This is a genomic window from Pedobacter sp. B4-66 (assembly GCF_018492665.1).
GTDB lineage: Bacteria > Bacteroidota > Bacteroidia > Sphingobacteriales > Sphingobacteriaceae > Pedobacter.
The window spans coordinates 15,191-27,184 of the sequence record NZ_JAFVME010000001.1; the positions used below are offsets into that span (position 1 = coordinate 15,191).

The window sequence follows — 11,994 nt, forward strand, 5'->3', positions numbered from 1 at the left end:
GCCCTAAAATAGGAAATAATTATCGTTGCAACATACAACTCAATAAATTGAACATTGATTAAATTCGTTGGTTCAATACTTAATCCACTGAAAGCGTTGGCATTAGAGGTGAACTATATTGGTAATAACAGCATTTATATCAGTCGAAAATTAAACGAAAAGAAAAAATGCCCGCTAAGTGGGCATACGTTAGCTTTGTCGCCCCAAAGAACAACTTCACTCAAACTGGCTGATGCTCAAAAAATATTTATTAAAGCCAAAGGACTAAAGCAGAACAATGTTTTATGCCAATATGCCAGTTATTCTGGCCCATTTTAAACAAAAGCTGAAGTTCTTTAATGCATTAAAGACGATTTGGCAACATATTCACGATAATATAATTCGGCACTGATTCTGTAGGATACACTCTTTTAAAGAAATAGTTATTTTATGAAGGAAATTATCGAAGAAGTTAAGCAAATAATTAAATTTATCAGATCGTATGGAACTGATACATATTTTAGTAAACATGCGGATCACGACGAAGTACAAAATTTGGAAGAATTCCTTGGGTATTCAAACGAAGGAATGAAAAGAGCCCAGGATATTATTTTGGTAAAACTGACCAGCCTGTCCGAAGAATCAGTTTTATTAAATCAGAAGCTAAAATCGCTTCGAAACACCAGACCTATCGACAGTGTAGAAGTTGAGAAGGTAAAAATGGAATTGAAGGCAAACGGTTTTTTTGAAAGAATATACCGTAAACTTGCTGATGCTATGGTATGGCAGATTTTTGGAGGTCGACGTGAATTGATCGCAAGACATTATCTTGAAGAAGAAGGCGGTAAGTCTTTTAGTGATAACGGATTTAAAGCAAGTCTTTCAGCAGCCAGAGAAATAAACAAAGACCCTTTGAAGTTCGCTTTGTTAACGGATTTAACCAGTAATATACAGGTTGGTGACCTCCTGGTGTGGGGCATGGGAGGAATAGAAATCCACGAAATAAAAACTGGTAACGTCAACAAAACTGCCTTAGATCTGTTCCATTTTTATGATGTTAATGAACTTGATCCGATAGAACGAATAGATGCTATGCCAGAAGGGCATTTCAAAAAGCAAATGAAGCGAATGTTGAAACAGAAGGAAACGAACATCAAAACTGCAAAAATTCTTCAAAATGACACGGGCGAGTATCAAAAAGATTCCAAAACCAGAATAAACTTAAAGGATTCGCATATACCTCAAAAAACGTATCATAAGGAACTTTTGAAGTTAATACAAGAATCTGAAGTCAAAAAGTGGGCATGTACAAGTATTGAAGGCATAATAAGTGTTGGCGTGTATAGGGAAGAATGGAGAGAAGGTATTGGTGAAACCGGATTAAAGAATATGAACAAAGGATATCCTGTTTACGACCTAAGGGGTACTTTGGATGTGAAGATCTGCGAGAGCATTTTCTCTAAGCCATTTTCAGAGGAATTAATAGCTGATATTGCTTTCGGTAAAATTCAGGTTTTAATTGGCATTGACTACGATGCTTTGATAGATCGGGCAAAAGATATCGGTTTACCATTGCGATGGTCAACCTCCAAAGAATTAGCGGAAGTTAGGCAAGCATCGCCCCTGAATCCCAATGAAATCCTGTCAATCGGAAATAAAGGCCTTGTAATCGACGATGGCAAAAAGAAAGCTTTTGTTGGCGCTGGCTTTATGATCAGATTGGTGTTTGATCATCTGACTCCAACCATTGAACTTGCAAACAGATTGGCTATCTTAGACAGCAATAAATAAGGGGGGGGGGGTAGTCGAGTTCAACATATCCGAAGCGCAGAACTGGTACGACTGTTTTCATCAATTTTTGTATTTTTTGAATGGAAGAAGAGTTGCCCCAATGTTTTATACTGGCACTTTTGAGGATGAAAAACTATGGACTCATTACTTGGGGTAAGCTCTATACACCTATAATTATGTTGTTTGTTGGATATAGGCAGCTACTTGATCAGTTATATCGTTTTACAGATAAAAAGCTAAATTTGTCGCTCATCTAGGATGTTGGGCTTACTATATTAAGGGTCGATATGACTGAAGTTCTAAATCCACCGGAATTGAACAGGATTTGGCAAATGATAAACGCTATTAGAGAGGATATAGAAAATTCAGATGACGAAGGTTTATTTTCAATACTAATTTCAATATATAATGGCAAACGAGATTGTAGCTATTAGGAAAAAATTTGATGCTTTGCTTGGGAAGGGCTTGTCGTTAAATATCCCGCCTTTCAGGTCTGTTTTAACAGAGATACTTTTCATGGCTCTTCAAATTTATTGAGGACAATCTGCCTAGCCTCAAAGAAGAAACTTCAGTAACCTTTGGAAGAGGGGATGTTATTCTTCGGCTTCAGGATTAAATACTAAGTAATTAGGTTTACGGAAGTATGGGTATTTAATTTGCAACAAAGTTTGTTTTTCCTCATCGTCGATTAATAATTGAAAGACCGTATCTTTAAATGTTCCCGTTAAAAATTCCTTGAAACTTTTAATCGTATATATCCGATATTCATTATTGTACATTATAAACGTTGGAGTGTTCACAACAAACAATCCCTCGACAGTTTCAAAATTGATCCTAAGATTTCTATCCTTTTTTACGACTTGAAAATGTTCTTCAACCTGATTTGCATTTGCTTTCAGAAATGCTATCTTTCTTTCCATGGTTTTGTTATAAGCTTTTTTTGACGTTTCAAATGCTGCATAATCATTTCTAAAGTTATTCATGTCATACCTTGAAATTAGATGCTTGCTGTCACAGATATACAGTTTGTTGTTCAGTAAAAATAAAAAGTCAATCTCACCACATTTCTCATTATGGATATTCATATTTTGATTATTCCATTTTTTTAGGCTTTTGACATTTCGGTCATACAACGTTCCCTGTTCATTTAGCTTTGCTTCTGCTACATCTTCCAAAATCTTATCGTTGACTTCAACTTTTGATTGTATGTGGATCTTGAAACTATCATTACCCCATTCCGATGGATATTTGTTCCAGCCAAATGCGTTGCTATAAAGCGACCCTACAGCTTCATTAAATATGTATTCACCAACAATTGCCCTATCTACCCCTTTGACATTCCAGACCAGAATTGGTCGGTACAAGTATTTATTGATATGGTAAGGCTTGAAAATTGCGTCCTTCAAAGACATCTTATTGTCTTTTGTTAAGGTGAGTCCTCCAAATATTTCTTTAGATTTATCATAAGGAATATCAAATAATAGCTCCAGATTCCTAGGGTATGCATACCATTCTTCCATTGCCATTTTGCCGCCTTGTTTTTCGTTCCTTTGATGCATCAAAATGATTGTGCTAATAATTTGTTCATATGTTACCCCATGACACTGCTCTAAAGCAGTTTTAAAGTCTTCAAAATCATCCTTTCCTAATACAGCTTCATCAAGATGGGTATTTATTTCCTTTAAAGTCTCTTCAATGACAAACCCATAATGATGCTTATAGGTAAAGTAAAATAGATCATTATTCGTGAACAGCAGATCGACACAATCCTCAATCATGTGCTGTTGGGCAAGTAGATCAGAAAATTCGTAAAGAAAATCTCCGAGATACATAAGGTCTTCGATGACTAATTCCTTACTCTTTAAGAATTCTGGTGTTGGAAATGGGATATTCCTTACCAGCTGAATATCACACGCCTGCTCTAAACATAATTTCAATATCCTGCGGTATAACGCAAAGTCCTGATCGTTCATTTGTGGAACTGGTGATTTATTAGGGTTTTCCTGATGGGATTTAGAGGCGAATTCATGCAAGCCAAACAATGCCTGATAAAAAGAAACCTCATTTTGCTCATTCAGAATTCTTAAAAATTCTGTACTGTACCAATCAAAAGCATAAAATAATGATTCTTTAATCTCTTGGATGGTGAAGGGCCCTTTTCCAAATTTTTCAATCAATAATTTTGATATTACTGGTCGAAACTTTAATTTGGGTTTATCATGGTAATAGGCAAATAACCTCCCATTTGGCAAATAATATATCGGCATTTCCATCGATTTTAAATTACATAAAGATAGTATTTTGTTTTGCCTACTGATGACATCAGATTTGACACCTGTTGATAGATGGCAAAAGTATTGCGTTAATTTAAATTGCGAGATCTATATCTCAGTAGCATAACTAAAACTATGGCATTTTCAAAATAAATCACTAGTCTCATTAGCCACTAGTCTCATTAGCAATCATTCGCCTTTAAATATATCTCCTTTATGTACGCAATTACATACCTAAATGATAATAATTCGCTCTTTTTTTTAAGCCACATACTATATTTATGTAACATATAGCTTAAAACTTTGATTTTAATTGATTTGTTCCTAAATTTAATTTATAGCATTTGCAGCTACAAAGAAATTAAAAAAGGTGAGTGATTCGGTGAGTCGCCAATCACAAACCTCCATGACACCATATTAAAGCGGGATTTTAACCCGGGGTACAGTTCCCCCACTCTCCGCCAAGGTATCAAAGCCTACAAAAAGCCTGGAATCGTAAGATCTCAGGCTTTTCTGTTTTAATGAGTTTATTCTTTTATCTCCGTTAAATTGCTATACCCCCTTATTACCGAAACGTCCTCCGAGTGTACCAGCAATTGACGCCTTTGTGCAGAAAACGTATACGTTATGTCAAAGAGCCCTTTCACCCGCAATTCGTTATTGCCGGTATACCGAAAATAGACGGGTCTTTGATCTATTGTAGTCAGATTATTTTCGGCTTCTGTTTCATGTACAGAGGCATCAGTAGCAGAAGTAAATTGTAGATCTTGCCTTTTTTGTCCGCAGCAGTTCATGGTTTTAGTTTTTAAGGGTAATTAAATTATTTTGATATATGGCTAATTCCTTTTCATAAATATTTGCTCTAACAATATTGCAGCAGCCGAAAATGAGAAAACTAATAATACTTTTTCTACCCAATTGTTGCCGAAATAAATTCCGATTGGTAGTGCTACCCAAATAGATAAACAGAAGAAACAGTCCATTAATGACCCAAAAAAACTTTTACCTGCAAGTTTTCTTAGTTTATAAATCACATCAAAAGGGCCATCCTCAGCCTGAATTAAATGAGTAACACGCCAAACCGAAAGAACAGAAATTAGAAACAAATAAGCTGTCATTGCCTTGTGCTTATGGTAAACGTTCGATGGCTACACCAGCACTTACAACATAGTTACCGGCATTTGCGCCTGCTCCATAACCATTGGTTGTTCTTTTTGATGCCGATAAGCCAATAGAAACCGTTGCATAACTTTCAGTAGGTTCTAGCCATTTTCCTGTTGGAACAGGTAAGGGTACAAAAGTAATTTGGTGTGCATTCGAATCTCCAAATTTGCTTACATCTGCTGTACCGCGATAGCCCGGACAATTATTAGCCTCATTGTTCGCTGGGTTGTCACCATGCAAAATGCTTAATTCAGGTATTGAGCTTCCCAATCGCTTTACTTCAAAACCTGCAGAGGTACCACATTTTCCGATTGATAGGTCGTAATGATCCTGAAATACAGAATTAGGGTGGGTTTCGCAAGCTTTAAATGTAACGTTTAATGGGGTGTTTAAATAAGCCTCTTTAATACGGTATAAATTACATTCTGCTTTTACAATGTTTACACCATCGGCATCAAACCAAACATTATCAAGGCTAAAGCCCAGGTAATTATTATCTATAAACATAGCAATCATATCTGTAGCGCCTGGTATATGGTTTCCGGCAGCATCGTAACCATCCATACGGAAATAAACTGTTCCTGGCATGCCCCCCTGATAAATTGCAGTATTTAATTGGATTAAGCGGTTTTTATCATAAGGTATCCATGGTACGCCTGCTTCAATTTGAGCTTCTACGTTTAAATAATAAGGGACTTTAATTGCCGGCCCACCATCAACTTTTAGTGGTATAGTGTCGTACGAGCCAATCAATTTAGGCAATAAATCCAAACCGAAACCTTGAAATAAATAACCCAGATAAGATTCAGCCACGTAATTCCAGGTACTGAAAGGATCCGACAAGTTCTTGCTATATCTAATGGTATAAAAGGCAATTATTGGGTCCTTAGGTTTCCTTTGTGTATCATACAAACACCCCTTTACATCCACTGTACCTGCCCAAGCAGCACAATCTATATTCAAACCAGCCAAAACATTATGGCTGCTAATGCGGCCGTCGGCATGTAAATGGTTTTGTAAGGTAGCAGAATTTCTATCCATAGCAGCAAAACTTGCAGTACTATTTTGGTTGCCACCTATAATTACATTACCTAAAGCACCAATCATATTGCCGTTAAAACAATTGAAAGGTTTAGGTACAACCGATGCCGGGATACAAATATCAATGCGTTTAATTCGGCTTACATTAAAGTAGCAAGCACTTTCATACAAAACAGGCGCCCCAACAGTAGATCCAGGGATACTTACAATCAGATCTGGCAACACTTGAGCTGCCAAATTTTCGTCAGCGGCATAGTCAAAAAATTCATCGAATACATCAATAAGTGTATGCCGATAATGGAAAATATAGTTACCATTCATATCAGTAATGGCAAAACCTAAATTTCTTCGCTCTCCACTACCGGTGTAAGGATTTCCAGCTTTTTCGGCAGCAGTGCGGTCGTATTCTTCAAAATTTAAACTGATGTTTTTACCATCAGAAACGCTACATCCAAAACGGGCGTTATCAAAAACACCAACAATGTCGCGACGAGCCAAATTCAGAACATTACTAGCACTGGTGTCTAATTGTATGGTTTTAGTATATTTCAATGTTCCCTGGAACGAAATATTTTCAGTGCCTTTTAAGCTAGTTGCTCTTGTATCGACAGCTTTTTCTTCGTATTCGATGCTGAATAAATCGGCCACACGATTGGGCGTTTGCCTATCATCCGTTAAATTAATCATAATGGGCTTAAACGGTCCCGGATCTGGCGGATTTGGATTTACAATAACCGGAGGAATACGTTCAGGATAATATTTCTCTATCACTTCGCGTATTCTGGGGTTTTTTAAGGCTTTTTGGAAAGCATCAATATTATCAATAACGAAATGACTGCGGTAACACGGATTATAAAGACAAAGACCACTGTAAGTACTTACATGACCATAGGCTAAATAATCCTGATAGCCAGCTGGTGTAAAGCAGGTAAGCACCAGATCATCAAAATCTTGATCAGCTCCCGCATCATTAGATTGAATTTGAAACTGATAATTACCTCCCACTTTAGTTGGAAATTTAATTCGGGCATCAGAATTTTGAAAACCCGTACCCGGATTATGTTGGATATTAAGAGTCCACATGGCACCAGTAACGATCACATCGGCTGCGCCGATGGTACCAGGATAAATACCATTTCCACTTGTAGCCCCTTGTATTACAAACTGTTGGTTAAAGGCTGCATTTTTGGCCGTAACACGTATGGTCCAATTGCCTTGCATAGAGATGTACATAGTTTTGAAATTTTGATAGCCTACTCTTTCATCGGATTTTCGGCTGACTCCGCTATTTGATTGTAGATAAATTGTCTGCGACTTTACTCAGGATGATACAGAACACTCAGACTTATAACCTTCACCTTAGCTTTGGTATGCTAAGTGCTCTTTTGAGCGCACTTCTTAAATATCTTCTTCCTCTGCGCCACAATCTTTAGGGCAACAGCGATATTCTTGCGATTTTTCGAGTAGTTCTATTTGTTTTCGTAACAGTTCATTTTGTAAATGGATGCGTTCTCTTGCCGCAGGCTCGCAGGTGTTGCATTCATCCAAACATCCCTTAACAATGATGCCGGCAGTTGGCAAAGAGAATTCCATCGAAAATTCGAATTTCTTGCGGTAAGCAGCTGATATTTCGCCTTTATCATCTAAAATCCCTGCCGCAATTAAATCTTTGTTTAGTTCTTTTAATGCCTCTTCACGCATAGCAGGTGTTATGGTTGGATTTACAAAAGCAAAATTTGTAAATCCTGAAACACTAATTAGTTTTTCTATGCTTACCAATTCAAATGTTACCATTTGCTTTTTGTTCATCCGATAAAAAAAGTAAGAGATGGCATGGCAGCCATTAGGGTTTGAAAACTCTCGTGAAGAAGATTCGAAATGATCTTCTGATTGGCCTTCGGCATGTACTTTGGTAGCTACCTCACCTATTGAAATAGCATGCGCTTTATGCGTAGCATTTACTGCCTGGCTTGCTGAAGCCCGCATGTGGCTGCTTTGACTGTTTAAATAATCGAGTGTAGAAGAACCGTTATGATTTTTGGTAGAGTTGCTATTAGAATCTAAACCAGGACTGAATGGATTAATATCTATACTACTGCTGGAACCACCACTAAAATCCCAATGGTCTTTACTTTCGCTAATTTGATTTCCTGATTGGTTATTTTCCATATCAGAAAAATAGCTTTGCGATGCCCTCATAAAGTACTGTTCTTCGGATATTTGTTCAGATCGGTAACTTAACTGAGTGTTGGCATCATAAGTAAATTTGCTTCTTCTGTCAGTTGTAACCAAGCGCACTTTTTCGCCAGGTAATAAGGTGGTTGTATAAACCGGATCGCCCAGCACATTACCTATGGTGCATCGGCTTAATTTAAAGCTGATTAATAATTGGGCAATTAAGGCAGTTTGCCTATCCTGCCCCTTTATAGCTAATGGATAATTTAATGTGCGTGTAAAAACAAATACATCGCAATTGCTGTCTTTTAACAATTCCGGGCAGCAGGGAATTTCTGAGGATTCATGTTTATTTTCCATTTTATTTTAAAATCTATTCCTTACTCAATAAGGATTTTTTGTAACCTGATTATTTCATTTTATCAAAATCTATTGGCAGCTACTTGATCTTAAGAGCACCTTTAGATTTATTTATTTTGATAGACTAAAGTTCTAATGAATACCAGCGATGGACAAGGTAGCCTCCACGGTTTTTGCATGCGTATTAACACGCATGTACCATGTGGCTTTTACGCAATTATTTAAAAAAGCCCACTTATCGACACTAAACACCTGAAATACAGTTAATAATATTTAATTTTAGTAAACCACATTAAAAGAATTTTATAAAATGGAAACTCAAAACAGACAACACCCGATTGATGGTACCGAAGGCGATCCAATTGACCTAAAGATTGCCGCCACCTGGACAAAGAATTATCGTATCATGAACCCAAATGAAACGATATCCCATTTTTTTGGCAACCAGATTTTACAGCAAATCCTTAATCAGCCCGATTGCTTAGGCATCCGTATCTATTACGCCAATGAAATAAGGTTAAATTGGATTCAGCGTATTTTTATTGCCATAAGCAATTTTTTGCGTTGGATTGTTGGTGCATATGGCGTAAAGCACCTGATTTTGGTAGGAAGTGATAAAGATGGTATAGATCAACTCCCTGAGCAGGCGCCAACAATAGCTCCATCAGATCCACAAAAAGTAACAATGGCCATGTCTTTTAAAGCATCAGCACGCATTATAGGCGAACAAGCTTCTCCATGTCCGGGAGGTGCGGGTTGTCCGCAGAATGAATTGACCAGATAAACAGAATTTATAATGTCACCGTTCCTCCTTTTACAAAATTTATCGAGCTTATCAGCCCTTTTGCCCATAGCAGCGGCAATACTTAATCATAAGCACTTAAATAAGGTGCAAAAAATTGCCGCTGTTTTCTTTACAATTTCAGGTCTGTTCGATTTTAGTTTGATTTTGGTGAGGCACTTCAATATCACATTAATTACCAATGGAGGAAAGGCCAATAATGCACCTTTAATTCATTTATTTATATTGGTAAGCATTTTGTTTTATGCGTTAATATACTTCCATGCATTTAATAAATTGGCTTTAAAAAAGCTCTCAGTAGCTTTTGCCGGGATAGCCGGAGTTCTAATTTTTATCAATGCATTTTTTATAGAAGGTTTATCAAAATTTCCTTCTATTGGAAATACAATATTAAGCGTAACCTTAATTTTATTCTCCTTGTTGTATTATTGGCAACTACTTGATCAGGTTGAAATTGTTCGTCTCGAAAAACAACCCATGTTTTGGATAAGTGCAGGGGTTTTATCCTATTGTAGTATCAATATTTTTTTATTTATGCTCATGAGGTCTTTAGGATCACTATCTCCAAATTTTTGGACCATTCACTCAATCATTAATATAATTGCTAACTTTCTATTCGCAATTGCCCTATTTTGCAAACCAAAGAAAACGATATAACCGAAGTACTCATTATTGGTACGCTTGTCGTAGTTTTACTACTGGTATTCTTGTTTTTCTTTGTAATTCTTTACCAACGAAAAATGTTAAAGTACCAGGAGGAAAAACGTAAAATGCAAGCCGAAACACAAAACAGTTTCTTGCAAGCAGTTTTTGAAACACAAGAAAGCGAGCGTAAACGTCTGGCAGTTGATTTACACGATAGCGTTGGGCAGGTGCTATCTGCCATTAAATTGAACTTGCACCGCATTGATAAATTATCTGGCAATGCTGAAAATGCATCAACCTTGCTGGCCAGTACCCGTAAATTAACAGACGAATGTATACAGGAAATACGCAACATCATTCATAATGTTTTGCCGGCGGTTCTAATCGATTTTGGACTAGCCGATGGCCTAAAAGACCTGTGTAATTATGTGCAGCAAAACACGGGCATAGAGGTAAACTATAGCCAAAATTTAAATGGAGCACGCTTTAAACCTGAAATTGAAATTACACTTTACCGTATGATTCAAGAATTGTTTGGCAATGCCATAAAACATGCACAAGCTTCAGTAATTGACATTTCGTTAAGCAAAGAAGCTGAATTGATCCATGTAAACTTTAAAGATAACGGGATTGGTTTTAATAAAGAAAGCATTATACATGGTTTCGGTTTGAAAAATTTGCAAAGCCGATCTCAATTAATTAAAGCCGATATTAAAATTCATTCCATAATTGAAAAAGGGACACAAACCACTATTACATTAAACATTAATGAACTTGACAATTAACTTATTCCCCCTTACCTTTAACTTATGGCCTTAATAAATTTAGCTATCGCTGATGATCATAAAATTTTCCGTGAAGGTCTAAAATTCACTTTAGAAGATTACACCGGACTAAATTTAATTATAGAAGCAGCAAACGGCAAAGATTTAATTGCTCAAATTACAAATAATGAACCTGACGTAATTTTAATGGATATTAAAATGCCCGAAATGGATGGCATGCAGGCTACAGCCTATATTCATCAACACTTTCCAGACATTAAAATATTGGTACTTTCTATGCACAATGAGGATAAATATATTTTAGATGTTATGCGTTTGGGCGCTTCCGGCTATCTTTTAAAAAATGCCGAACCCGAAGAAATACTAGAGGCTATTGTAACCGTACACACTAAAGGCTTTTATTTTAACGATAACCTGTCGATAACCATGGCTAAAGAGCTCTTGGGTGTAAATTTCATGCATCGTTTGCATGAAAAAGATGCCAAGCTAAACGAACGTGAGATCGAAGTACTTAAACTCATTTGCGAAGAATGCAGCAATACCGAGATAGCAGATAAATTGTTTTTAAGTGTACGTACAGTTGAGGGTTATCGCACCAGGTTATTCGAAAAAATAGGCTCTAAAAATATTGCGGGATTGGTTATTTACGCAGTAAAGAATGGAATAATAACGGTATAATATAACGACAGATAAAATTGGAGATTTCGGGCCACTAACCGCCTCATTCCGAAATGTCTTGATTAGTTATTCTGTGAAAATTTGACCTCTAATAAATTACCTTTAAAGCATTAGTAATCCCGATTATCCTGTAATTCAGCTATCCCACAGAGTTGGTTAAAATGGCACGAAATCCAATGGTCTGAACTAACGGAATCTCCACATTCAATTAAGCTGCAATCTCTATATATAGAATTTGTAATTATTTAATTGAAGTCTCTTCTCCTTATAATTCGTAAATTTGAAATACACAAACCCGAAA

The 11,994-nt window shown here is 36.6% G+C and carries 12 protein-coding genes; 7 read left to right on the top strand and 5 right to left on the bottom strand.

The window, feature by feature from the left end; all coding sequences use genetic code 11:
- The first annotated feature begins 54 nt into the window (after positions 1 to 54).
- The 3 genes from J1905_RS00080 (at position 55) to J1905_RS23885 (ending at position 1,927) form a co-directional block, all read left to right on the top strand.
- Positions 55 to 318, top strand: coding sequence for a hypothetical protein (locus J1905_RS00080; RefSeq protein WP_214225053.1), 264 nt, complete (start codon positions 55 to 57; stop codon positions 316 to 318).
- 111 nt (positions 319 to 429) lie between these two features.
- Complete coding sequence (locus J1905_RS00085) at positions 430 to 1,770, top strand: hypothetical protein (RefSeq protein WP_214225054.1); 1,341 nt, start codon at positions 430 to 432, stop codon at positions 1,768 to 1,770.
- Between the two features lie 25 nt (positions 1,771 to 1,795).
- Positions 1,796 to 1,927 (top strand): YopA family protein, encoded by a 132-nt coding sequence (locus J1905_RS23885; RefSeq protein ID WP_502928695.1) that lies wholly within the window; start codon positions 1,796 to 1,798, stop codon positions 1,925 to 1,927.
- Between the two features lie 436 nt (positions 1,928 to 2,363).
- Here the strand turns inward: J1905_RS23885 and J1905_RS00090 are convergent, their stop codons facing one another.
- The 5 genes from J1905_RS00090 to J1905_RS00110 form a co-directional block, all read right to left on the bottom strand.
- Positions 2,364 to 4,037 carry a hypothetical protein gene (locus tag J1905_RS00090; RefSeq protein WP_214225055.1) on the bottom strand — a complete coding sequence of 558 codons (1,674 nt, stop codon included), beginning with the start codon at positions 4,035 to 4,037 and terminating at the stop codon, positions 2,364 to 2,366.
- 533 nt (positions 4,038 to 4,570) lie between these two features.
- Positions 4,571 to 4,837, bottom strand: a complete 267-nt coding sequence (locus J1905_RS00095; protein WP_214225056.1) for a hypothetical protein — start codon at positions 4,835 to 4,837, stop codon at positions 4,571 to 4,573.
- A gap of 42 nt (positions 4,838 to 4,879) precedes the next feature.
- Positions 4,880 to 5,161, bottom strand: coding sequence for a DUF1360 domain-containing protein (locus tag J1905_RS00100; protein ID WP_214225057.1), 282 nt, complete (start codon positions 5,159 to 5,161; stop codon positions 4,880 to 4,882).
- A 10-nt stretch (positions 5,162 to 5,171) separates the two neighbouring features.
- Positions 5,172 to 7,481 (bottom strand): hypothetical protein, encoded by a 2,310-nt coding sequence (locus tag J1905_RS00105; protein ID WP_214225058.1) that lies wholly within the window; start codon positions 7,479 to 7,481, stop codon positions 5,172 to 5,174.
- Positions 7,482 to 7,646: 165 nt separating this feature from the next.
- Positions 7,647 to 8,783: a hypothetical protein gene (locus J1905_RS00110; RefSeq protein WP_214225059.1), complete on the bottom strand. Its 1,137-nt coding sequence runs from the start codon at positions 8,781 to 8,783 to the stop codon at positions 7,647 to 7,649.
- 310 nt (positions 8,784 to 9,093) lie between these two features.
- Here J1905_RS00110 and J1905_RS00115 point away from each other — a divergent pair, with 310 nt between their 5' ends.
- The 4 genes from J1905_RS00115 (at position 9,094) to J1905_RS00130 (ending at position 11,693) form a co-directional block, all read left to right on the top strand.
- The gene (locus J1905_RS00115; RefSeq protein ID WP_214225060.1) at positions 9,094 to 9,567 is read left to right on the top strand and encodes a hypothetical protein; all 474 of its coding nucleotides are present in this window, start codon (positions 9,094 to 9,096) and stop codon (positions 9,565 to 9,567) included.
- A 12-nt stretch (positions 9,568 to 9,579) separates the two neighbouring features.
- The gene (locus J1905_RS00120) at positions 9,580 to 10,242 is read left to right on the top strand and encodes a hypothetical protein (RefSeq protein ID WP_214225061.1); all 663 of its coding nucleotides are present in this window, start codon (positions 9,580 to 9,582) and stop codon (positions 10,240 to 10,242) included.
- A gap of 83 nt (positions 10,243 to 10,325) precedes the next feature.
- The gene (locus J1905_RS00125; RefSeq protein WP_214225062.1) at positions 10,326 to 11,015 is read left to right on the top strand and encodes a sensor histidine kinase; all 690 of its coding nucleotides are present in this window, start codon (positions 10,326 to 10,328) and stop codon (positions 11,013 to 11,015) included.
- 24 nt (positions 11,016 to 11,039) lie between these two features.
- Positions 11,040 to 11,693, top strand: a complete 654-nt coding sequence (locus J1905_RS00130) for a response regulator transcription factor (RefSeq protein ID WP_214225063.1) — start codon at positions 11,040 to 11,042, stop codon at positions 11,691 to 11,693.
- Positions 11,694 to 11,994 lie beyond the last annotated feature (301 nt).

Coding starts and splice junctions, on each gene's coding strand:
- J1905_RS00085 (WP_214225054.1), top strand. CDS start 430: ATGAAGGAAATTATCGAAGAAGTTAAGCAAATAATTAAATTTATCAGA.
- J1905_RS00090 (WP_214225055.1), bottom strand. CDS start 4,037: ATGCCGATATATTATTTGCCAAATGGGAGGTTATTTGCCTATTACCAT.
- J1905_RS00095 (WP_214225056.1), bottom strand. CDS start 4,837: ATGAACTGCTGCGGACAAAAAAGGCAAGATCTACAATTTACTTCTGCT.
- J1905_RS00100 (WP_214225057.1), bottom strand. CDS start 5,161: ATGACAGCTTATTTGTTTCTAATTTCTGTTCTTTCGGTTTGGCGTGTT.
- J1905_RS00105 (WP_214225058.1), bottom strand. CDS start 7,481: ATGTACATCTCTATGCAAGGCAATTGGACCATACGTGTTACGGCCAAA.
- J1905_RS00110 (WP_214225059.1), bottom strand. CDS start 8,783: ATGGAAAATAAACATGAATCCTCAGAAATTCCCTGCTGCCCGGAATTG.
- J1905_RS00115 (WP_214225060.1), top strand. CDS start 9,094: ATGGAAACTCAAAACAGACAACACCCGATTGATGGTACCGAAGGCGAT.
- J1905_RS00120 (WP_214225061.1), top strand. CDS start 9,580: ATGTCACCGTTCCTCCTTTTACAAAATTTATCGAGCTTATCAGCCCTT.
- J1905_RS00125 (WP_214225062.1), top strand. CDS start 10,326: ATGTTAAAGTACCAGGAGGAAAAACGTAAAATGCAAGCCGAAACACAA.
- J1905_RS00130 (WP_214225063.1), top strand. CDS start 11,040: ATGGCCTTAATAAATTTAGCTATCGCTGATGATCATAAAATTTTCCGT.